The sequence below is a fragment of the Pseudomonas sp. F220 genome (assembly GCF_057813935.1).
In genome coordinates, this window is the sequence record NZ_JBVASJ010000009.1 from 162,023 (window position 1) to 183,688 (window position 21,666).

The following is a 21,666-nucleotide window of genomic DNA, read 5'->3' on the forward strand; positions in this document are numbered from 1 at the left end:
TACAAAACCTGCCTGTATCTTTATCCCCTACTCTTTCTCACTCACCTGCAACTGCCCATCCCAACCACCGCCCAGCGCAGCGATCAGTTGTACGCTGGCGATCAAACGGCTTTGCTGCAGGGTCAGCACGCTACGTTCGTTGCTCAGGGCAGTGGCCTGGACCACCACCACATCGAGGTAGGCGATCAACCCGGCTTTGTACTGATTCTGGGTCAGACGCAAGGATTCGCGGGCCGACTCCAGGGCTTGCTGACGCACCGCCGCTTCGTCTTCCAGTGCCTTGAGCTGCACCAGGAAGTTTTCCACTTCGCGGAAACCGTCGAGCACAGTCTGCCGGTATTTGGCAACGGTCTGGTCATACACCGCTTCAGTGCGATCAACCTCCGCCGAGCGCTGGCCGCCGTCGAATAGCGTCATGGCCAGTTTCGGTCCCACCGACCAGAAGCGGTTTGGCAGGCTCACCCAGTTAGCGAAGGTACTGCTGCTGTAACCGCCGCTCAGGCTCAGCGTCAGGTCTGGGTAGTAGGCGGCTTCAGCCACGCCGATGTTGGCGTTGGCGGCGATCACCGAGCGCTCGGCCGAAGCGATGTCGGGACGGCGCTCAAGCAGCTGCGACGGCAGGCTCAAGGGAATCTGCGGCAACGCCGGGATGTCCTGGGTTTGCGCCAGACTGAACTCAGCCGGCGGCACACCCGTCAGCACCGCGATGGCGTTTTCCAGTTGCGCGCGTTGCCAGATCAGGTCGATGAGGTCGGCCTGGGTACTCTTGAGCTGCGTTTGCGCCTGGGCGACCGCATCTTTGCCGGATACGCCAGCGCGGTATTGGTTTTCGGTCATTGTCAGGGAACGCTGATAAGTCTCGACCGTCGCTTCCAATAGACGCTTCTGCTGATCGATCACCCGCAGTTGCAGGTAGTTCTGCACCAATTGCGACTGTTGGCTCAGGCGCATCGCCGCCAGATCCGCGAAGCTGGCCTCGGCGCTGGCCTCGTTGGCTTCCAGGCCACGACGCAATTTGCCCCAGACATCCGCCTCCCAACTAACGCCCAATTGGGTGTTGTAGGTATCGCGAATGCCGCTGCTGGAGCTGGTCAAGCTCGAACTACTGCTGCCCGTGCCCTGACTGGAACGGGTTTTCCCGGCGCTCAGGTTCGCACTGGGAAAGAACGAACCTTGCGCGCTGCGGACCAAGGCCTGGGCCTGACGGTACTGAGCTTCCGATTGGGCGACGGTCTGGTTGGCGCTGTTGAGCTTCTCGATCAGACCGTCGAGTTGCTGATCACCGTATAGCTCCCACCAGGCACCACGGGCCAGGGAATCGCTGGGATTGGCCTGACGCCAGCCCTGGGCCTCTTTGTATTGGGCTGGAGCACTCAGTTCCGGCCGATGGTAATCCGGGCCGATTGCACAGGCGCTGAGCATAAGCCCACACAAGGTCAGGCTGAGCAGACGCGAACCGCGGGCCATGACCAGACTTTGGGCGGACAGCACGGGGGCTTTGGGAGGCGAACGGTCAGTCATAGCGGAGTTTCCAGAGCAGCATCGGTACGTATCCCACGCCACAGGTTGAAGCGATGGCGTAGACGGTCGAGATAGAGGTAAACCACCGGAGTGGTGTAAAGCGTCAGAACCTGGCTGAAAATCAGCCCGCCGATAATCGTCAGGCCCAGCGGCTGACGCATTTCTGCGCCCTCGGCGGTGCTCAACAACAACGGCAAGGCACCGAGAATCGCCGCCAGAGTGGTCATCAGAATGGGCCGCAGCCGCAACAGGCAGGCGCTGCGGATCGACTCTAGCGGCGCCATCCCCCGCTGACGCTCAAACTGCAGCGCCAGGTCGATCATCAGGATCGCGTTTTTCTTCACCACGCCGATCAGCAAGAACAGCCCGAGTAACGAGATCAGGCTGAATTCACCGCCGAACGCGTAGATCGACAACAGCGCGCCGACCCCGGCCGACGGCAGGGTTGAAAGAATGGTCAGCGGGTGAATGTAGCTCTCATAGAGCACCCCCAGCACCAGGTACACCGCCACCAGCGCGCCGAGAATCATCCATGGCTGGCTCTTTTGCGTCGCGGCGAAGGCGTCCGCGGTGCCGGCCATCTTGGCGATCACCTCTTCCGGCAACCCGACCTTGGCGATAGCCCGTTCGATGGCCGCAGTACCCTGCTCGACGGTGACGCCATCGGCCATGTCGAAGGCAATGCTTTCAGACGCAAACTGCCCTTCATGGCTGACCCGGTCGTTTTCCAGGCTGTTTTCGTAATGGGCGATACCCGACAGCGGGATGCGCTGGCCAGCGGCGGTGATCACCTGTACCTGATTCAGAGTAATCGGGTCCTGAGCGTATTTCGGATTGACCTCCATCACCACCTGATACTGGTTGAGGCTGTCATAGATGGTGGAAATCTGCCGCTGGCTGTAGGCGTTGTTCAGCACCGCCGTGACCATGTTCATGTCGACGCCAAGGCGCTTGGCCTGATCGCGATCGACCACCAGCGTCACCTGTTGGGCGCCCCGCCCTTCGCGGGCGTCGATGGCAGTCAGCTCGGGCAAGGCTTTGAGTGCGGTGACGACTTTCGGGTACCACTCGCGCAATGCGCCCAGATCGCCACTTTGCAAGATGTAGGAGTATTGCGAAGTGGTCTGCTCGCGACCACCACCAAATTGCAGATCCTGGTCGGCCATAAGCATCAATCGCGCGCCCGGCACCTTGGGTACCGCCTTGCGCAGGCGCTCGATGACTATCTGCGCGGAAATCTGGCGTTCCTTGATCGGTTTCAGACGCACCAGCATGAAGGCGTTGTTGGTACCGTTGTTGCCGCCAATAAAGCCGGCGACGCTTTCTACCGCCGGGTCGGCCAATACCGCGCGACGGAAAATTTCCATCTTCGGCTGCATCACATTGAACGATAGCCCGTCATCGCCGCGCACAAACCCGATCAGCTGACCGGTGTCCTGTTGCGGCAGGAAGGTTTTGGGCACCACCACATACAGCGCGACGTTAACTCCGATGGTGATCAGCAGGCTGAGCAAGGTCAGCCGTCGATGACGCAATACCCAATCCAGGCTGCGCGCATAGCCGCTGACCATCCACTCATTGGCCCGCTGGCTCCAGCGTTGCAAGCGATTTTCCTGGCCGGGGATGTGGGGCTTTAGCCAGCGCGCGCAGAGCATCGGTGTCAGGGTCAGCGAGACCACCAGCGAGACCACAATGGACGCTGCCAGGGTGATGGAAAACTCGCGAAACAGACTCTCGATGATCCCGCCCATAAACAGGATCGAGAGAAACACCGCCACCAGCGAGACGTTCATCGACAGCAGCGTGAACCCCACCTCCTGAGCCCCCCTATACGCCGCCTTCATCGGCGACACACCTTCGTCGATATGCCGGGAGATGTTCTCCAGCACCACGATGGCGTCGTCCACCACCAGCCCGGTGGCGAGAATCAGCGCCATCAGCGACAGGTTGTTCAGGGAAAATCCATAGAGGTACATGATGGCGAAAGTGCCGACCAGCGACACCGGCACCGCCAATGTCGGGATCAACGAGGCGCGGAAGTTCCCAAGAAACAGAAACACCACCAGAATCACCAGCGACACGGCAATCAACAGGGTCATTTCCGCTTCGTGCAAGGTGGCCTTGATCACCGGTGAGCGGTCCATGGCCAGGTTCAGTTTGACGCTGGCCGGCAACACCGCCTGCAACGCCGGCAGCTGAGCCTTGATCTCGTTGACCGTTTCGATGATGTTGGCCCCGGCCTGCCGGTTAATCACCAGCAGCACCGCCGCGTCATCGTTGAAAAAGCCGCTGTTGTAGCGGTCTTCAACGCTATCGCTAACCTTCGCCACGTCACTCAGGCGCAACGTCGAGCCGTTCTGGTAACGGATGATCAGCGGTTCATAATCCTTGGCTTTCTCTAGTTGGTCGTTAGCCTGCACCTGCCACATGCGTTGGTCGTCTTCGACCGAGCCTTTGGGTCGGCGCACGTTAGCGTTAGCGATGGTGTTCCGCACATCGTCCAGTGCCACGCCGTACTGGTTGAGCAACTGCGGCTCCAGCTCGATGCGCACTGCCGGCAGCGAACTGCCGCCGATCTGCACTTCACCAACACCCGGCACCTGAGACAGGCTTTGCGACAAGATGGTCGAGGCCAAATCGTAGAGCTGGCCCTTTTGCAGCACATCCGAGGTCAGCGACAACACCATGATCGGTGCCTGGGACGGGTTGACCTTTTTGTAGGTCGGCATGCTGCGCATACCGCTGGGCAGCAGGTTGCGCGAGGCGTTGATCGCCGCCTGGACTTCCCGCGCCGCGCCGTTGATGTCGCGATCGAGGTCAAATTGCAGGATCACCCGGGTCGAGCCCTGGCTGGAACGGCTGCTCATGGTGTTGACCCCGGCAATGGCGCCGAAGGAGCGTTCCAGCGGCGTCGCCACCGTTGAAGCCATGACTTCCGGGCTGGCACCGGGCAGGCTGGCCTGAACCACGATCACCGGGAAATCCATCTGTGGCAGCGGCGCCACCGGTAGCAAACCGAAGCTCACGCCACCCAGCAGCACGATCGCCAGGCTCAGCAACATGGTCGCTACCGGCCGGCGAATGAAGGGTCCGGACAGGTTCATGGCTCAACCGGCTCCAGACGATCCGCTACCGGCCGCACGCGCCGAGCGAGACGGTCGAAGTACAGGTAAATCACCGGGGTGGTGAACAGCGTCAGCACCTGACTGACCAGTAATCCACCGACCATCACTAAACCCAGCGGTTGACGCAGTTCAGCACCGGAACCGGTGGCGAGCATCAACGGTACCGCGCCGAACAGTGCGGCCAGCGTCGTCATCAGAATCGGCCGGAACCGCAGCAAAGCCGCTTGATAGATCGCCGCTTGCGGGTCCATGCCCTGATTGCGTTCGGCATCAAGGGCAAAGTCGATCATCATGATCGCGTTCTTTTTCACGATACCGATCAGCAAAATGATGCCGATGATCGCGATCATTCCCAAGTCATTGCCGCTGAGAATCAACGCCAGCAAGGCGCCGACCGCCGCCGACGGCAAGGTCGACAGAATGGTGATCGGGTGGATGTAGCTCTCGTAGAGCACACCTAGCACGATGTACATGGTCACCACCGCCGCCAGAATCAGCAACAAGGTGCTCGACAACGAAGCTTCAAACGCTTGGGCGGCGCCCTGGAACTGGGTCTGCACGCCGATCGGCATGCCAATATCCTGCTGCACTTTATTGATCAGTTCGACCGCCTGCCCCAACGCCACACCGGGCGCCAGGTTGAACGACATCATCACCGCAGGGAACTGGCCGATATGGGTAATCGCCAGTTGCGTCTGACGCTCTTCGACATGGGCCAGGCTGGACAACCGTACCTGGCCGCCATTGGTGGTTTTGACGTGGATCTGCTCCAGCGCCTGCGGACCGATCTTCTCCCCGGACTGCGACTGCAACACAACCCGGTACTGGCTGGCCTGGGTGTAAATGGTGGAAATCTGCCGCTGACCGAAGGCGTCATACAGCGCATCAGTGATGTTCGACACCGACACGCCAATCCGCGACGCCGCATCGCGGTCGATTACCAGATAGACCTGTAAACCCTTGTCCTGCAAATCGCTGGCAACGTCGGTCAGCTCCGGATGCCTGGCCAGTGCTTCGACCAGCCTGCCACTCCAGAGGTTGAGCATGTCGGCGTCGGGAGAGGACATACTGAACTGGTACTGAGTACGACTGACCCGGTCTTCGATGGTCAAGTCCTGCACCGGCTGCATGAACAGCCTGATACCGACAAGCTTGTCCAGCTCAGGCTGCAAGCGCGCAATCACTTGGGTTGCGCTCAAGTCTCGCGCATTGTGGGGTTTGAGGTTGATCAGCAGTCGGCCGCTGTTCAGCGTGGCGTTATCGCCGTCGACGCCGATGTAGGACGACAGGCTTTGCACCGCTGGATCTTGCAAAATGACCTTGGCCAGTTCTTGCTGGCGCTGGCTCATGGCGGCGAACGAAATCGACTGCGGCGCTTCGGAAATCCCCTGGATCACCCCAGTGTCCTGCACGGGAAAGAAGCCCTTGGGCACGACCATATAGAGAAACACCGTCAGTCCCAGGGTGGCGATAGCCACCAGCAAGGTCAGCGGCTGGTGTTTCAGCACCCACTGCAACTTACGCCCGTAGGCGGCAATCATCCAGTCGATCCAGGCGCCGCTGGCACGGTAAAAACGGCCCTGCTCTTCTTCTTTAGGCTCACGTTTGAGCAAGCGCGCGCACATCATCGGCGTCAGGGTCAGAGAGACGACCAAAGAAATCAGGATCGCCACCGCCAGGGTGATGGCGAACTCGCGGAACAAGCGCCCCACCACGTCGGCCATGAACAGCAACGGAATCAGCACCGCAATCAGCGACAGGGTCAGCGAGATCAAGGTGAAGCCGATCTGCTTGGCGCCCTTGAGCGACGCCACCAGGGGGCTGTCGCCCTCCTCGATGAAGCGCGAAATGTTTTCGAGCATGACGATGGCGTCGTCCACCACAAAACCGGTGGCGATGGTCAGGGCCATCAGGGTCAGGTTGTTGACCGAAAATCCGGCCAGGTACATCACGCCAAAGGTACCGACCAGCGACAGCGGTACGGCAATCGACGGAATGATGGTCGCACTGGCCCTGCGCAGGAACAGGAACGTCACCATGACCACCAGAGCAATGGCGATCAGCAGTTCGTGTTGCACGTCGGTGACCGAGGCACGGATGGTCTGGGTGCGGTCGGTGAGCACGGTCACCTCGAGGCCGGCCGGCAGATTGTCGGTGATGCTTGGCAGCAACGCCTTGATCCGGTCGACCACTTCGATCACGTTCGCGCCCGGCTGGCGCTGGATGTTCAGCAACACGGCCTGGTTTTCATTGGCCCAGGCGGCAAGACGTTCGTTCTCGGCACCGTCGACAATTTGTGCCACGTCCTTCAGACGCAACGGCGCGCCGTTTTTATAGGCAAGGATCAACTCGGCGTAGTCTTTGGGCGAGGTCAACTGGTCGTTGGCATCGAGCATCGACACCCGGGTCGGGCCGTCGAAGTTGCCCTTGGGCTGGTTGACGTTGGAGGCGCCGATCAGGGTGCGCACGTCCGAGAGGTTCAAGCCGTTGGCCGCCAGAGCTTCGGGATTGACCTTGATCCGCACCGCCTGACGCTGACCGCCGGCGATGCTGACCATGCCGACGCCGCTGATCTGGGCGATTTTCTGCGCCATGCGGGTATCGACCAAATCATTGAGTTTGGGCAACAGCATGGTCTTGGACGTAATGGCCAGGGTCAGCACCGGGGTGTCCGCCGGGTTGACCTTGTTGTACACCGGCGGCGCCGGCAGGTCTTTGGGCAGCAGGTTGGTGGCGGCATTGATCGCGGCCTGCACCTGTTGCTCGGCGACATCCATATTGATGTCTAGGTTGAAGCGCAAGGTCAGCACCGAGGCGCCGCCGGAACTGGTCGAGGCCATCTGGGTCAGGCCGGGCATTTGCCCGAACTGACGCTCCAGCGGCGCGGTGACCGCACTGGTCATCACATCCGGACTGGCGCCAGGGTAAAGGGTCATCACCCGAATGGTCGGGTAATCGACCTGGGGCAATGCCGAGACCGGCAACAGGCGATAGGCAATCAGGCCGGCCAGGACAATGGCCAACATGCTCAGGGTAGTGGCTACCGGTCGGAGGATGAACAGCCGCGAGATGTTCATGCGCCGCCCTTTTTCGCCTTGTCGGTGGCGGCCGGTTCAACCCCGGTGTTTACCGGCTTGCCCTGCAGGTGCTCGGTCGGGGTGGCCGGCACCTCTTGGCTGTCGTTGACCACTTCCACTTCGCTGCCCTCTTTCAAGCGGTCGGTGCCTTCAAGGACTACGCGGTCGCCCGGGGCGAGGCCTTCTTTGATAACCGTTACAACACCGTCACTGGCACCCACCTTCAACGGCAGAATCTTGACCTTTTTGTCGCCGTCCAGCGCATAGACGAAGGTGCCGTTGTTACCAAACTGGATCGCCGCCGACGGCGCCAGCACCGCGTCTTTCAACGTGTCTGCGAGCAAGCGCACATTGACGAACTGGTTGGGGAACAACGTTTGATCACGGTTCTCGTAGCGCGCCTTGAATTTCAGGGTTCCGGTGGTGATGTCGATCTGGTTGTCCAGACTCTGCAAGACGCCGGTAGCTTGCAACTTCACATCGCCGCGGTCCCAGGCTTCGACCGGCAATTTGGCTCCGCTGCGGTAGCGCTCAAGCACGGTCGTCAGGCTGTTTTCCGGCAACGTAAAGGCGACGCTGATCGGTTGAGTCTGGGTAATGATCACCAACGCTGCGGTGTCATTGGCCGCCACAAGGTTGCCGACGTCCAGTTGACGCAAGCCCAGACGCCCGGCAATCGGTGCGCGAATCTTGGTGAACTCCAGGTTGAGCCTGGCGTCATTGACCGCCGCCTGATTGGTCTTGACCGTGCCCTGATACTGGCCCACCAGCGCCGCGGCGGTGTCCAGCGTCTGTTTGGCGATACTGTCTTCGGCGTACAGGCCGCGGTAGCGCTCCAGATCGACCAAGGCGTTTTTAAGTTGCGCCTGATTCTGCAGCAAGGTGCCTTCGGCCTGAAGCAAGGCATTCTGGTACGGACGCGGGTCGATCTCGGCCAGCAAATCACCCGCCTTGACCATCTGCCCTTCCTCGAACGCGATCTTGATCAACTCACCGGCCACGCGACTGCGCACATTGATGGTATTCAACGCCGTGACGGTACCCAACGCTTTGTAGTACAGCGGGAAATCGCCACGCGTTGCTGGCGCAACGCGTACCGGAACCGGTCCGGTGGCCCCACCGAAACCCGGGCGCATGACGCCGGATTTGCCGGCATGCCCAGTGGCGGCTTTCTGCCCTGCTGCTTCTTTATGAGCAACCTCAGTTGGCCAGTACTTCCAGCACAGACCGACGATGGCCAACAGGACAAGCAGGCCGAATAGCCAGCGACGGGGGTTACGGGAGGCGGTGGACTGCATGGAGTGATCAACCATTGGGGGCGTGAGCATCTTCTACGGAAGGCTGAAAGATAAGCACTGGCGGGGATTTAGCAAAGCGCCTTTACCGGCAATTTACTTTGGGCTTACGTTGTAGGAGCGAGCTTGCTCGCGATGGACTCAAGGGCAGCACGTTTATTCAAAAACACGCGTTATCGTTAACGTCCATCGCGAGCAAGCTCGCTCCTACAAGCACAAATAAAAACGGCCTGGACAGGGCCAGGCCGTTAATAATTGTAAAACCTGTTACTTCAAAACGGCCAACGCCGCGTCATAGTTAGGCTCTTCAGCGATTTCTTTAACCAGTTCGCTGTGCAGCACAGTGTCGTTTTCGTCGAGAACTACCACGGCACGGGCAGTCAGGCCTTTGAGTGGACCGTCAGCGATAGCCACGCCGTAGTTCTGGATGAACTCGGCGCCACGCAGGGTGGACAGGTTCTGGACGTTTTCCAGACCTTCCGCGCCGCAGAAGCGCGCTTGGGCGAACGGCAGGTCAGCCGAAATGCACAACACAACAGTGTTGGCTACATCGTTGGCCTGGGCGTTGAACTTGCGCACGGAAGTGGCGCAGGTCGGGGTGTCGATGCTTGGGAAAATGTTCAGCACTTTGCGCTTGCCGGCAAAGCTCGCCAGGGTAACGTCGGACAGATTGCCTGCAACCAGGGAGAATGCAGGCGCCTTGGAACCGGCTTGTGGCAGCTGGCCGTTGACTTGAACCGGGTTGCCTTTAAGAGTGACTTGAGCCATGAACGGAGTCCTTTTAAACGGAGTTATTGTGAGCAATCTTGGAGCGTTTCGCGGAGAAGAAGTTAAACACGAAAGCGCCTTGCAGCCTATCCCGTAATGCTGACAGACAGCTTCGAATCCATGACCTGAAATGCCCTGCTCATGACTGAAATGCACCGGTTCAGGCCCAGCCACCCTGGCAGCTCTAATTGCAGCATCCTCCGTTAGTTCGGGCCTACCCGCAAAAAGAACGCTTCCTGGCAGTCTTGCCGGAGGGTTCATTGACGAGGCCCCACCCAGGTTATCCGATGTGGCCTTACGAAGAATCACTGGCCAGCAAATGGATAAACCATTCCACACCATAGAAATACTTAGTAACTGATTAGAGAGTTTAAATCTTCAGTCAATACTTAGAGGCCATTCGAAAAACGACCTTAAAGCAATGCCAGTCAGTTAAGCGAACGCTGTGCCCCTACAACAGAGGCCTTCATTTCCTTAACTGACTGGCATTAACCTTAAAGCCTGCGTTTATTTAAAGGTCATCCCGGGAGTGCCCCGGAATCAATCCTGCCAATTCAGATCCACTGTCAGCTTCAACCCACTGAATGCTTTATTTTTTTTCGGACACAAAAAACAGTGAACCTGCACACAAAACCAAAGAATCAGCGCCTTCGTTTGGCTATCTCATGGTTAGCTGCTAGCTTGAACGGGTATGCCCTACAGGCTTGACAGCACAAAGATTACATATAAACCGGCCATGAAGTGCCGGGTCGTCCAATGACGCCGCGAAGGGAACCGGTGAATCATGTCGAAAAATCTATACGTGTCCGCCATGCTAGTGGCAGCGACATTGGCGCCTGCGTTTTACGCAATGGCCGACAATGCCGAAGAGGCAAACAAGAGCAACAACCCGCTGAACCTGGCCCCAGGCATGAACCTGCAGGACTACTACACCCCCAGACTCTACAACACCAACGTCCACACTAATGACCTGTTGGTGCGCGGCACTTTGCCGATTGCGCCTAATGATTTCATCGGTATCCCGCAGCTGCTGCGGGCCACCGCGCCAATCAGCACCCGCCCCGATCCCAATGGAGGCTACAGCACTGGCGAGGGCGATCTGAACCTGTTCGATATCTTCCTGCTCAAGACCGACGGCGTGCAGCTGGGCATCGGCCCGCAGATCACCGCACCGATCGCCAGCAAGGACGAACTCGGCACCGGTAAATGGCAAGCAGGTCTGGCGGCCATCGCCATCGACAGTGGAACGCAAAGGTGAAGGGGTGTCGCAATTTACCCTGCTCGCCGGACTGAATGTCACCTTCGGAAACTAAGGAAGTCGCTATGAATGGTTTGCTTCGCGCAGCGGGTTTTAGCGTAATGGCATTGGCCGCGAGTTGTGGTGTCGGTGCTCAAGTTCAAGCTCTGGACACTCGTTTTGGCCCAATCAATATGGAAGGCGAACTGCCGTCCCGCGACGCCATTGCCAAGCTCTACGCCGAACTGGATTTCCAGCAGGCCACACAGGCTTATCTGTGGGCCTTGCCGTTGGTGTCCTACGCCCAATGGCAGGAAGAGTTTCGCGACAAACCTGGCGCCCACAGCGGCGACCTGATGGTGCTCAACAGCTACGCAGACAAACTCGGGGTGATCACCGCCAACGCGACGACATCACGGCTGTGGAATAACGCCTGAAAAATGAATACGTTTATGAGAAGGACAACACAATGATCAATGCAAGACCGACACGCCTGTTGCTCGCCAGCCTTACACTGCTGCTGAGCAGTACTGCCTGGGCTGACTTCAGCGCCACACCCGCTGAAGCCCAGGCGATTGCCAAAGAGGCGTACCTCTATGGCTTCCCGGTGGTAGAGATGTACAAGACCCTGTACACCCAGGCCGTGGACAAAAAAGGCCCGAATTTCAAGGCGCCGTTCAACCATATCGGCAATACCGCCATGGCCTTCACGCCCAAGGACACGGCATTCGTCACCCCAAACTCCGACACGCCCTACTCGTTCGTCTGGATGGACCTGCGGGCCGAACCCGTGGTCCTGACGCTGCCGGCGATTGAGGAAAGCCGCTACTACTCGGTCCAGTTGATCGACCTTTACACGCAGAACTTTGCCTACCTTGGTACCCGTAGCACCGGTAACAAAGGGGGTCACTTCATGATCGCCGGCCCCGATTGGCAAGGTCAGCAACCGGTGAACATCGACCGCCTGGTGCGCAGCGAAAGCAACATTGCCTACGCGCTGTATCGCACGCAGTTGTTCGACGAGAAGGACCTGAGCAAGGTCAAGCAGATCCAGAAGGGTTACAAGGTTCAGACACTGAGCCAGTACCTGGGTCAGCCGGCCCCGGCGGCCGCCGCTAAAATCGACTGGCCCAAGCCGACCGCCACCATGAGCGACAGCCCGGAGCTGTTTTCCTACCTCAATTTCATGCTCGGCTTCGCCCCGGCACAAGACGTCGAGAAAGACCTGCTGGCGCGCTTCGCGAAAATCGGCATCGTCGCAGGCAAGCCGTTCGAGTTCAAAACCCTGAGCGCCGAACAACGCAAAGCCCTGGAAGCCGGGATCGCCGATGGCAAGGCCGAGTTCGCCGCGTTCAAGAAGGACAAGGTCGACACTCATCAGGTCAGCAGCGGTAATTTGTTTAGTACCCGCGACCGCTTGAATAACAACTATCTGTATCGCTATGCCGGCGCCAACATGGGGATTTTCGGTAACTCCGCCGAAGAAGCGAACTACATCGGCTATTTCGTCGACAACCAAGGCAAACCGGTCAATGGCGCGAAACACAGCTATACCCTGCACTTCGACAAAGGTTCGCTGCCACCGGCCGACGCCTTCTGGTCGCTGACCATGTACGACGGCAAGAGCAAGTTGCTGGTGTCCAACCACATGCAACGCTACCTGATCAACTCGCACATGCTGCCGAACCTGAAACTCGATGCAGACGGCGGCCTGACCCTCTACGTGCAGCACTCAGAACCCGTCAAAGACAAAAAAAGCAATTGGTTGCCGGCACCACACGGGCCGTTCTATGCCGTGTTGCGGATTTACCTGCCAAAACCCGAGGTCGTCAACGGCCAGTGGCCCATACCGTTGCTGACACCGATCAACCCGTAGGCCAAGAACCGCCGACCCATCCAAGCAAGGAGCTACGCAATGGGTTCACTTTCCAGACTGGGTACGTTCAGCGCCGCCACACTGGCGCTGACACCGCTGCTCAGCTTCGCCGACAACGCCCGCGACTGGTAGAATCTGCCGACCAACCTGGATATGGTGTTCGGCTACTACAACCGGATCAAGACCAACACCCCGATCGACACCGCGCTGCCCCTCGATGGCCTGTCGCTCGATGCCGATCTGTACATCGCCCGTTACGCCCATTCGTTCACCATCGACGTCGTTGGGCGTTCCAGCCGGAAATCGGCTTCGGCACGCCGATCGGCCCGACCTGGCTGGAACTCAACACCTGGGTTTCGCTGTTTGGCGATAAGGGACACCGAAAAGATCTTCGCAGCCCCCTGTGTGCAGCTCAACGCCTGCGAAACAACGGTCGAGGCTCGATCACTGAACGGCCGTACAACACGCTCATCCCGGCCAGGCCCTTGAGCGCGTCTTCGGCGGATTTGTCTTCACGCACCGCAAAGGCATCGAAGCCGCATTGGCGCATATGGCTGAGCTGATCGCGCAGCACATCGCCAATCGCGCGCAACTCACCCTGCCAACCCAAACGTGTGCGCAGCAGATAGGCCTGACTGTAGGCGCGGCCATCGCGAAAGCTCGGGAAATCCAGGGCAATCAGCGGCAGGTTGGGGAGCCACGGGGTCAGGTTTTCCACTTCATCGTCAGGGCCAAGCCAGACGCCCTCAATGGGTGCCGTGGTCTCGGCATTGTGCGCGAGCCACTGGGATAGCGGCAGAATCAACTGTCCAGTCGGCACCTCCTCTGCCGCGTCACGAACCAACTGCCAGGGATCGTCACGCATCCACTCGGCGATACCCTCTCGCAATCGCAGCAGATTGTTCATACCGAGACCTCCAGAACCTTCGGATAGACCCGTTCCTTGAACGGCTCCAGACCAATGCGTTGCAAGGTATCGACAAACAATTCTTCACTTTCCCGGTATCGGGCAAAGGTGGCGATGATACGCTCGATGACGTCCGGCACTTCGGCCGCGCTGAAGGACGGGCCGATCACCTTACCCAATGCACTGTTCTTGCCCTGGGAGCCGCCCAGGGTGATCTGATACCACTCGCTACCGTTTTTATCGACGCCAAGGATGCCGATATTACCGATGTGATGGTGTCCGCAGGCGTTCATGCAACCGGAGATGTTAAGGCTGATATCCCCCAGGTCGTGCAGGTAATCCAGATCGTCGAAACGCGCTTGAATGGCCTGAGCAATCGGGATCGACTTGGCGTTGGCCAAGGCACAGAAGTCACCGCCGGGACAGGCAATGATGTCGGTCAGCAAGCCAATATTGGCGCAGCCAAGTCCCTGTTCACAGGCCAGGCACCAGAGCGCATAGAGATCAGCCTTGGGCACATCCGGCAGGACGATGTTCTGTTCATGGGCGATGCGGATTTCGCCAAAGCCGAACTGCCCGGACCAGTCGGCGACCGCTTCCATCTGCTCAGCCGTGACGTCACCCGGTGGTGAAGCCATGCCGGGTTTGGTCGACAGCACCACGCTGGTGTAGCCCGGCACTTTGTGCGGCTGCACGTTGCGCGAAACCCAGCGTGCGAAGTTCGGGGTGTCGCTCAGACGGGTACCGAAATCCAGATCGGTATCGGCAAGCGTACGATAAGCCGGCGGCACAAAGGCACTGGCCACACGCTCGTATTCGACGTCAGTCAACTGCGCCGGGCCGTCCTTGAGGTGCTGCCACTCCTCCTCCACTTCCTTGGCAAAGGCGTCGATGCCCAAGGCTTTGACCAGAATCTTGATCCGCGCCTTGTACTTGTTATCGCGTCGGCCATGGCGGTTATAGACCCGCAGCACCGCTTCGACATACGACAGCAGGTGCTGCCACGGCAAACCCTCACGAATCTGCAAACCGAGGATCGGCGTGCGCCCCAGACCACCACCGACGATCACCCGCAACAGCATCTGGCCGTTAGCGTCGCGATAAAGGTAAAGACCGATGTCATGCATCATGATCGCCGCCCGATCCTGCTTCGCCGAGCAGATGGCGATCTTGAATTTTCGCGGCAGGAAGAGAAATTCCGGGTTAATGGTCGACCACTGTCGCAGGATCTCCGCCAGCGGCCGCGGGTCGAGCAACTCGTCGGCGGCGACCCCGGCAAAGGCTTCGGTGGTGATGTTGCGTACGCAGTTGCCGGAGGTCTGGATCGCGTGCATTTCCACCTGCGCCAAGCGTTCGAGGATGTCCGGCACCTGAGCCAGTTCGATCCAGTTGAACTGCATGTTCTGCCGCGTGGTGAAGTGACCGTAGCCGCGATCGTAATCCCGGGCGATGCTCGCCAGGGTGCGCATTTGTTGCGCCCCGAGGGTGCCGTAGGGGATCGCGACCCGCAGCATGTAAGCGTGCTTTTGCATGTACAGGCCGTTTTGCAGGCGCAACGGCAGGAACTCTTCCTCGCTCAACTCGCCCCCCATAAAGCGCTCGACCTGATCGCGAAACTGCGCGACCCGTTCAAAGACCAGGGCACGGTCATAGTCGTCATAGTGATACATGGTCCTACCTCATCAGTGCTGACCCCAAACTCACACATCACGTAGCAGCTGCCGAGCCCGCGAGGCTGCGTTCGGCTCGGTCCGCGTTCGGGCGAAGCAGTCGTAGAGCCCGAGCATGCGGTGCGTCTGTCATACCGCGTCGTCTGGATTACGAACGCTGCGCACTCGAACGCAGCCTCGCGGGCTCGGCAGCTGCTACAGGGTGGATATGCCAACTATGCACCTGCAGCTCAGTACGTTACAGATTCAGGTAAAGACTAAAAAACCATATCAGAGTGCGGTAAATGGCCACTGGCAGGCGCTCCATCTGATCCGTATTAATGCAGTTTTTCTGAGTCTGTTTTGTTTCACCCATGCTTTCTACAGTGCACGGCATGCCAGACCGGGTGGCCTGGCAAGACTTTGCAACCGTGGAAGAATTGACCATGAGCACAGCAGCAATCGGACAGGCCTATAACTACAAGGTCGTCCGCCAATTTGTCGTGGCAACAGTGGTGTGGGGCGTGATCGGAATGGCGATGGGCGTGTGGATCGCCTCGCAACTGGTCTGGCCGCAAATGAACCTGGACCTGCCGTGGACCACCTTCGGCCGCTTGCGTCCGCTGCACACCAGCCTGGTGATTTTCGGCTTTGCCGGCAGCGCGCAATTCGCCGCCAGCTATTACGCGGTACAGCGCACCTGCCAGGTGCGCCTGTACTCCGACAAGCTGGCCGCCTTCACCTTCTGGGGCTGGCAGTCGGTGGTCACGATCATGCTGATCACCTTGCCGCTGGGCTACACCACCACCAAGGAATACGCCGAGATCGAATTCTCCGGCGCGGTGTGGATGACCGTGGTCTGGGTCGCCTATGCGATTGTGTTCTTCACCACCGTGGTGCAGCGCAAGACTAAACACATCTACGTCGGCAACTGGTTCTTCGGCGCGTTCATTGTGGTGATTGCCATGCTGCACGTGGTCAATCACCTGTCGATCCCGGTGGACTGGTTCAAGTCTTACCCGGTCTACTCAGGCGCCACCGACGCCATGGTCCAGTGGTGGTACGGGCACAACGCGGTGGGCTTCTTCCTGACCACCGGTTTCCTCGGGATGATGTATTACTTCGTGCCGAAACAGGTCGGGCGCCCGGTGTATTCGTACCGTTTGTCCATCGTGCACTTCTGGGCGCTGATCACCCTGTACATCTGGGCCGGTCCGCACCATTTGCACTACACCGCACTGCCGGACTGGGCGCAGTCACTGGGTATGGCCATGTCGCTGATCCTGCTGGCACCCAGCTGGGGCGGGATGATCAACGGGATGATGACCCTCTCCGGCGCCTGGCATAAATTGCGCACCGACCCGATCCTGCGCTTTTTGGTGCTGTCACTGGCGTTCTACGGTATGTCGACCTTTGAAGGGCCGATGATGGCGATCAAGACGGTCAACGCCCTCTCCCACTACACCGACTGGACCATCGGCCACGTACACGCCGGCGCCCTCGGTTGGGTGGCGATGATCACCTTCGGCTCGCTGTACCACATGATCCCGAAAGTCTTCGGCCGCGAGCAGATGCACAGCATCGGCCTGATCAACGCGCACTTCTGGCTGGCGACCATCGGCACGGTGTTGTACATCGCCTCGATGTGGGTCAACGGCATCACTCAGGGCCTGATGTGGCGCGCGATCAACGACGACGGCACACTCACCTACTCCTTCGTTGAGGCGCTACAGGCCAGTCATCCAGGGTTTGTGGTGCGGTTTGTTGGCGGGGTGTTCTTCCTCAGCGGCATGCTGCTGATGGCTTACAACGTGTGGCGCACGGTGCGGGTCGCGGATATGAAAATGGCCCACAGTGACGCGCAAATCGCCTGAGGCCAGGAGCTTGAGATGATCGACATCGTGTTGAACGTATTGGGGGCGTCGGGGCTTTGGCTGGCGGTCGAATACTGCCTGAAGCACCAGACGGCGGAGAGCCTGGAGGATGCGAGTCTGATTCCGTTTGCCGATGACCCTGAAGTGGCGCGAAGGGTGGAATTGGCGACCGGCAAGACTGTTAAAGCGGTGGCGCCGGAAGAGGCTAAACCGGGGTGGGTCAACCTCGAAATCTGATGCGCCACTAATCCATTGTGGGAGCGAGCCTGCTCGCGAAGACGGAGTGTCAGTCGACATCGTGTTGACTGATACACCGCTTTCGCGAGCAGGCTCGCTCCCACAGGGATAGGGTGTCAGGTCAGAGGATTCAGCCCCGCTCGCGCGGAATCAGGCTCTGCAACTGCTGCGCCAGGAAATCGGCATCAAAGGCAAAGATATCCGGGTCTTTAAGACCATTGGTCTTGCGCCACTGCCAGTCGGTCGACGGTGGTTGGCACACCAGCGAGACGCTGCCGTAACGTGCGGCCGTCAGGCCCATCACCGCCACCGAGATCAAGCCACCGACACCCATCACTTCCGGCACGAATTCCACCGGTTTTCCGGCGATTTGAATCGTCAGTTTCTCGGTTTTGAAGGGTGAGGTTTCGACGGGAATGTTCGGACCTGAAGCAACGTAGGCTTCGCGGCTCACCTCAAGCAGGTTCGGACTTTTCACGGGCTCAAGCCACTGTTCGATATGGTCGAACAGTTCGCCGATGCGCACCGCCCAATCAGCCGATTGGGTCTCGAACACCTGCTTCTTGTGCGCTTCGCTTTCTGCGTAGTGGCGAAGCATCTCGCCCAGTTGCTTTACGTCGTCCATCGCGATGTTCCTTGGGTGAAGCATGACTGCAAGGTATTGATCATGGCAGATGCCGACAAGCTGCGTATGACTAAAACCTGCTGCGCCGACGACCCGCCAGCGCAGACCATTAACCGATGATGGAATTGATCGGCAATCACGGGCACTGTAAGCGGCCCACGGAAAATTTTCCCTTCCGGGCATTTTCCTCGACAAAGATTTGCCATCAACAGGAGAACAGCATGCGCACCATCGGCCTGATCGGCGGCATGAGCTGGGAGTCCAGCGCCGAGTATTACCGCATTATCAACCAGCAAGTACGCGACCGACTGGGGCCGCTACGTTCGGCAAAATTGCTGATGTACAGCGTCGACTTCGGCCCTGTCGAACAGGCCCAGCATGCCGGGCGCTGGGACGATGCTGCGCTGATTCTGGTAGACGCGGCACGTCGCCTGGAAGCCGGCGGCGCCGAGTGCATCGTGCTCTGTACCAACACCATGCACCGGGTGGCCGAGCAGATTCAGGCGACTATATCAGTGCCTTTTTTGCACATTGCCGACCCGGCCAGGCAGGCAGCGGTGGATGCCGGCGCCATGACCGTAGGCCTGCTGGGGACGGCGTTCACCATGGAACAGGACTTCCTCAAGGATCGTCTCGCAGCCCAAGGGCTCAAGGTGTTGGTGCCAGAAGCCACCGAGCGCGACGCGGTGCACCGGATCATCTACGACGAGCTGTGCGTCGGGGTGATCAGCGACCGCTCGCGGGAAATCTATCAACGGGTCATCGAATCGCTGGCAGCGCGCGGCGCCCAGGCAATCATTCTCGGTTGCACCGAAATCGGCCTGTTGATCAAGCCGGAGCACAGCTCGCTGCCGCTGCTCGACACCACCGAGTTGCATGCCCAGGCCGCGGTGGCGTTTGCCTTAGGCGACTGACTCAGGAGGCCGTTCGTGTGCGACGCAGGCGCGCCATGCTCAGTGCATCAACCAGGCCGCCGTCACGAACGGCGTAGTCGCGCAGCAGGCCTTCGGTCTCGAAGCCAAACTTGCGGTACAGCCCATGGGCGGCTTCGTTGTCGGCGTACACCATCAGCTCCACACGTTGCAGATTCATCCAGTTGTCGGCAACGTCCAGCACCGCAGCCAACAATTTCGAGCCAACACCCTTGCCCTGCCAGGCAACCGCCACGCCCATCCCGATGCCGCCGCAATGGCTGCGGCGGATGCGCAAAAACTGCTCCAGTCCGCAATTGCCGATCACCGAGCCTTGATGCAAGGCCACCAACTGAATCTGCCGCTCGTTGTCCGGCGCGATGCGTCTGCGCCACAGATCGCTGGTCTGAAACGGCATTTGCAGCACTTGGCGCGCGACCGCCGGGTCGTTGTAGAGCGCGGTAATGCCATCGACATGGGCTTCGGTGAAGCGCTCGATGATAATCGTGGGATCGCTAGCGGGCATGGTGGTTCGTCCTTGAAACTGCAGAGTGACTGCCGAGTGTAATGCGCTGATCCCATCTGTGGCGAGTTACGAGTAACCTTGCACACGACCGACCGCCTTCAGGACTCCCCACATGGAACTTCATGTCGTCATCAATGGCCGCAAGGACCTGGCCGAGCAGTTGTACCAACAACTGCGGGAAGCCATCGAATCCGGCCGACTTACCGCCGGGGCACAGCTGCCACCCAGTCGTTTACTGGCCGAGCAACTGGGGGTTTCGCGCAAGACGGTCTCCGACACCTACACGCTGCTGACCTATGAAAACTTCCTGATCGGCAAGATCGGCCGTGGCACCTTCGTCAACGCTCGAGCCGCCAAAGCCGAGCGCAAGCAAAGCGCGGCGGACCTGGCTTGCGCACACAGCCTGGAAAACTGGCAGAACCTGCCAACGCCTTTGCGCCATCCAACCCTGGAAGGCATTTTGCGCTGTGAGTTCATTGGCGGCGCGACCTCCCGCAATCAATTTCCTCAGGAACAATGGCGGCGCTGCACTCAGGATGCGCTGCGCCGGATCGCTCTCAACGGTGGGTTCTACAGCCAACCCGAAGGCCTCCCCGCCCTGCGCAGTGCCATCGCCGGGCATGTCGCGTTCTCCCGTGGTGTGGCCTGTCATGACGACGACATCGTAGTCTGCAACGGAGCGCAGCAAGCGTTGGATCTGATTGCCCGAGTGGTCATCGAACCGGGCAGCATTGTCGCCATGGAAGACCCCGGTTACACCCCGGCGCGGCTGTTGTTTACCGCCCAGGGTGCGACGGTGGTTGGTGTACCCGTGGACGCCGAAGGTATCCAGGTGGAGTTGATTCCCGACGGTACGAGGCTGATTTATGTCACCCCATCGCACCAGTTTCCCCTCGGCATGCCGATGAGCCCTGCGCGCCGCGAGGCGCTGCTGGAACGCGCCCGAGTGCTGGGCGCGATCGTGATTGAGGACGATTACGACAGCGAGTTCCGCTATGAGGGTCGGCCCACCGATTCCCTGCAAAGCATGGACACCCGGGGCGTGGTTGCTTACGTCGGGACCTTCTCGAAAACCATGCTGCCGGAGTTGCGACTCGGTTACGCAGTGCTGCCACCGGCGATCCACAGTGCGGTGATCAAGGCCAAGCAACTGACCGACTGCCACACCTCGACCCTGCCGCAATGGGCGCTGGCGAAGTTCATTTCCGAGGGCTATCTGCTCAAGCATATCCGTCGTTGCCACACGGTCTACGCCGGGCGCCGGGAACGAATTCTCAACCGTCTGCACGGCGATCTTTCGCCGTGGTTCGAAGTCGTACCATCGATTGCCGGTTTCCATATGGCCGCGCTGTGCAAGGTGGCGGTGGATATCCCATTACTGATCGAACTGGCAAAGAAAGTCGAAGTCGGGCTTTACCCCCTGGACGTTTTCTTCCACGACACGCCGATCAGAAGTGGGTTGATCATTGGCTTCGGCGCGATCGAGACCCTGGACATCGGCCCGGCGCTGGACAAGGTCAGGGATATCCTCAAACAGATCGCCTGATTGGTTCAGTGGTTTTCCTGCGGATTGGATACCGGTACGAAGCGGCCGGTTTCAGGCACCCGGTATCGGCCAACGCCAGCCAGACCAAACCGGCCAGACTGATGGTATTCATGGTATTGGATAAAACAGATGAAGTTCTGATCCCGTTGAAAAACTAATAGCTGGGTCGCCAGCTATAAACAATAAAGCCCGAAGGATACACTGAGGCCTTATTATTTCATTCGGCACTTAACAACACTCTTTTAAGTCGCACAAAAACACCGAACACCCGACAACTTCACGGGCAGGGTATTTTCTTTTTACGGCACAGGTTTAGTCTGGAACAATGCCCGGCCAATCCCGGCGACTGCAACTTCCCGACTTAAGGAAACTCTGAAAAAGACTTCCCGATCTGGTGAAATACGCACCTCACACGAACAGAACGGTTGAGCCCCGATGAAACAGATGTCCTTCGCCGATGCCGAATACGCCGGCAAACGTAAGCAAACCCGA

The 21,666-nt window shown here is 59.2% G+C and carries 16 protein-coding genes and 3 pseudogenes; 9 read left to right on the forward strand and 10 right to left on the reverse strand.

From position 1 onward, the window contains the following. Positions 1 to 27: 27 nt before the first annotated feature. From ACZYSM_RS11345 to tpx, 5 genes are all read right to left on the reverse strand, one after another. Complete coding sequence (locus ACZYSM_RS11345) at positions 28 to 1,521, reverse strand: efflux transporter outer membrane subunit (RefSeq protein WP_489071583.1); 1,494 nt, start codon at positions 1,519 to 1,521, stop codon at positions 28 to 30. Beyond that, entirely contained in the window at positions 1,518 to 4,625 is a 3,108-nt protein-coding gene (locus tag ACZYSM_RS11350; protein ID WP_489071584.1) for an efflux RND transporter permease subunit, read from the reverse strand. The genes ACZYSM_RS11345 and ACZYSM_RS11350 overlap by 4 nt, the downstream gene beginning before the upstream one ends. Further along, complete coding sequence (locus tag ACZYSM_RS11355) at positions 4,622 to 7,723, reverse strand: MdtB/MuxB family multidrug efflux RND transporter permease subunit (protein WP_489071585.1); 3,102 nt, start codon at positions 7,721 to 7,723, stop codon at positions 4,622 to 4,624. The genes ACZYSM_RS11350 and ACZYSM_RS11355 overlap by 4 nt, the downstream gene beginning before the upstream one ends. Beyond that, positions 7,720 to 9,036 carry an MdtA/MuxA family multidrug efflux RND transporter periplasmic adaptor subunit gene (locus ACZYSM_RS11360; RefSeq protein WP_489071586.1) on the reverse strand — a complete coding sequence of 439 codons (1,317 nt, stop codon included), beginning with the start codon at positions 9,034 to 9,036 and terminating at the stop codon, positions 7,720 to 7,722. The genes ACZYSM_RS11355 and ACZYSM_RS11360 overlap by 4 nt, the downstream gene beginning before the upstream one ends. A 249-nt stretch (positions 9,037 to 9,285) precedes the next feature. Next, the gene (gene tpx / locus ACZYSM_RS11365; protein ID WP_489071587.1) at positions 9,286 to 9,786 is read right to left on the reverse strand and encodes a thiol peroxidase; all 501 of its coding nucleotides are present in this window, start codon (positions 9,784 to 9,786) and stop codon (positions 9,286 to 9,288) included. An 811-nt stretch (positions 9,787 to 10,597) separates the two neighbouring features. Here tpx and ACZYSM_RS11370 point away from each other — a divergent pair. The 4 genes and pseudogenes from ACZYSM_RS11370 to ACZYSM_RS11385 form a co-directional block, all read left to right on the forward strand. Next, a pseudogene (locus ACZYSM_RS11370) lies at positions 10,598 to 11,029 on the forward strand (hypothetical protein); the annotation flags it as partial. Between the two features lie 80 nt (positions 11,030 to 11,109). Further along, positions 11,110 to 11,460 (forward strand): hypothetical protein, encoded by a 351-nt coding sequence (locus ACZYSM_RS11375; RefSeq protein ID WP_489071588.1) that lies wholly within the window; start codon positions 11,110 to 11,112, stop codon positions 11,458 to 11,460. Positions 11,461 to 11,495: 35 nt separating this feature from the next. Further along, positions 11,496 to 12,899 carry a DUF1254 domain-containing protein gene (locus tag ACZYSM_RS11380; protein WP_489071602.1) on the forward strand — a complete coding sequence of 468 codons (1,404 nt, stop codon included), beginning with the start codon at positions 11,496 to 11,498 and terminating at the stop codon, positions 12,897 to 12,899. A 39-nt stretch (positions 12,900 to 12,938) separates the two neighbouring features. Continuing rightward, positions 12,939 to 13,315 (forward strand): annotated as a pseudogene (locus tag ACZYSM_RS11385) (transporter); the annotation flags it as partial. Here ACZYSM_RS11385 and ACZYSM_RS11390 read toward each other — a convergent pair. Both ACZYSM_RS11390 and ACZYSM_RS11395 read right to left on the reverse strand, forming a co-directional pair. Beyond that, positions 13,312 to 13,806 (reverse strand): DUF934 domain-containing protein, encoded by a 495-nt coding sequence (locus ACZYSM_RS11390; RefSeq protein ID WP_489071589.1) that lies wholly within the window; start codon positions 13,804 to 13,806, stop codon positions 13,312 to 13,314. The pseudogene ACZYSM_RS11385 and the gene ACZYSM_RS11390 overlap by 4 nt on opposite strands. Then, on the reverse strand, positions 13,803 to 15,476 hold the full coding sequence (locus tag ACZYSM_RS11395; RefSeq protein WP_489071590.1) for a nitrite/sulfite reductase: 1,674 nt from the start codon (positions 15,474 to 15,476) through the stop codon (positions 13,803 to 13,805). Before ACZYSM_RS11395 ends, ACZYSM_RS11390 begins: the two co-directional genes overlap by 4 nt. A gap of 425 nt (positions 15,477 to 15,901) precedes the next feature. Between ACZYSM_RS11395 and ccoN the strand changes: the two genes are divergently transcribed. After that, the gene (ccoN, locus tag ACZYSM_RS11400; RefSeq protein WP_489071591.1) at positions 15,902 to 17,329 is read left to right on the forward strand and encodes a cytochrome-c oxidase, cbb3-type subunit I; all 1,428 of its coding nucleotides are present in this window, start codon (positions 15,902 to 15,904) and stop codon (positions 17,327 to 17,329) included. A gap of 15 nt (positions 17,330 to 17,344) precedes the next feature. Beyond that, on the forward strand, positions 17,345 to 17,566 hold the full coding sequence (locus ACZYSM_RS11405) for a cbb3-type cytochrome c oxidase subunit 3 (protein WP_489071592.1): 222 nt from the start codon (positions 17,345 to 17,347) through the stop codon (positions 17,564 to 17,566). 130 nt (positions 17,567 to 17,696) lie between these two features. On the opposite strand, the gene ACZYSM_RS11410 is transcribed toward ACZYSM_RS11405, so the two are convergent. Beyond that, the gene (locus tag ACZYSM_RS11410) at positions 17,697 to 18,191 is read right to left on the reverse strand and encodes a hypothetical protein (RefSeq protein ID WP_489071593.1); all 495 of its coding nucleotides are present in this window, start codon (positions 18,189 to 18,191) and stop codon (positions 17,697 to 17,699) included. Between the two features lie 221 nt (positions 18,192 to 18,412). On the opposite strand from ACZYSM_RS11410, the gene ACZYSM_RS11415 reads away from it, so the two are divergent. Then, complete coding sequence (locus ACZYSM_RS11415; RefSeq protein WP_489071594.1) at positions 18,413 to 19,105, forward strand: aspartate/glutamate racemase family protein; 693 nt, start codon at positions 18,413 to 18,415, stop codon at positions 19,103 to 19,105. Position 19,106: 1 nt separating this feature from the next. Here ACZYSM_RS11415 and ACZYSM_RS11420 read toward each other — a convergent pair whose 3' ends face one another. After that, positions 19,107 to 19,628 (reverse strand): GNAT family N-acetyltransferase, encoded by a 522-nt coding sequence (locus tag ACZYSM_RS11420; protein ID WP_489071595.1) that lies wholly within the window; start codon positions 19,626 to 19,628, stop codon positions 19,107 to 19,109. 112 nt (positions 19,629 to 19,740) lie between these two features. On the opposite strand from ACZYSM_RS11420, the gene pdxR reads away from it, so the two are divergent. Both pdxR and ACZYSM_RS11430 read left to right on the forward strand, forming a co-directional pair. Next, entirely contained in the window at positions 19,741 to 21,174 is a 1,434-nt protein-coding gene (gene pdxR, locus ACZYSM_RS11425; protein WP_489071596.1) for a MocR-like pyridoxine biosynthesis transcription factor PdxR, read from the forward strand. A 29-nt stretch (positions 21,175 to 21,203) separates the two neighbouring features. Then, positions 21,204 to 21,332: pseudogene (locus tag ACZYSM_RS11430) on the forward strand (cupin domain-containing protein); the annotation flags it as partial. 141 nt (positions 21,333 to 21,473) lie between these two features. On the opposite strand, the gene ACZYSM_RS11435 reads toward ACZYSM_RS11430, so the two are convergent. Continuing rightward, the coding region (locus tag ACZYSM_RS11435) for a hypothetical protein (protein WP_489071597.1) at positions 21,474 to 21,666 on the reverse strand (193 nt) is incomplete at its 5' end.

Coding starts and splice junctions, on each gene's coding strand:
- ACZYSM_RS11345 (WP_489071583.1), bottom strand. CDS start 1,521: ATGACTGACCGTTCGCCTCCCAAAGCCCCCGTGCTGTCCGCCCAAAGT.
- ACZYSM_RS11350 (WP_489071584.1), bottom strand. CDS start 4,625: ATGAACCTGTCCGGACCCTTCATTCGCCGGCCGGTAGCGACCATGTTG.
- ACZYSM_RS11355 (WP_489071585.1), bottom strand. CDS start 7,723: ATGAACATCTCGCGGCTGTTCATCCTCCGACCGGTAGCCACTACCCTG.
- ACZYSM_RS11360 (WP_489071586.1), bottom strand. CDS start 9,036: ATGGTTGATCACTCCATGCAGTCCACCGCCTCCCGTAACCCCCGTCGC.
- tpx (WP_489071587.1), bottom strand. CDS start 9,786: ATGGCTCAAGTCACTCTTAAAGGCAACCCGGTTCAAGTCAACGGCCAG.
- ACZYSM_RS11375 (WP_489071588.1), top strand. CDS start 11,110: ATGAATGGTTTGCTTCGCGCAGCGGGTTTTAGCGTAATGGCATTGGCC.
- ACZYSM_RS11390 (WP_489071589.1), bottom strand. CDS start 13,806: ATGAACAATCTGCTGCGATTGCGAGAGGGTATCGCCGAGTGGATGCGT.
- ACZYSM_RS11395 (WP_489071590.1), bottom strand. CDS start 15,476: ATGTATCACTATGACGACTATGACCGTGCCCTGGTCTTTGAACGGGTC.
- ccoN (WP_489071591.1), top strand. CDS start 15,902: ATGAGCACAGCAGCAATCGGACAGGCCTATAACTACAAGGTCGTCCGC.
- ACZYSM_RS11405 (WP_489071592.1), top strand. CDS start 17,345: ATGATCGACATCGTGTTGAACGTATTGGGGGCGTCGGGGCTTTGGCTG.
- ACZYSM_RS11410 (WP_489071593.1), bottom strand. CDS start 18,191: ATGGACGACGTAAAGCAACTGGGCGAGATGCTTCGCCACTACGCAGAA.
- ACZYSM_RS11415 (WP_489071594.1), top strand. CDS start 18,413: ATGCGCACCATCGGCCTGATCGGCGGCATGAGCTGGGAGTCCAGCGCC.
- ACZYSM_RS11420 (WP_489071595.1), bottom strand. CDS start 19,628: ATGCCCGCTAGCGATCCCACGATTATCATCGAGCGCTTCACCGAAGCC.
- pdxR (WP_489071596.1), top strand. CDS start 19,741: ATGGAACTTCATGTCGTCATCAATGGCCGCAAGGACCTGGCCGAGCAG.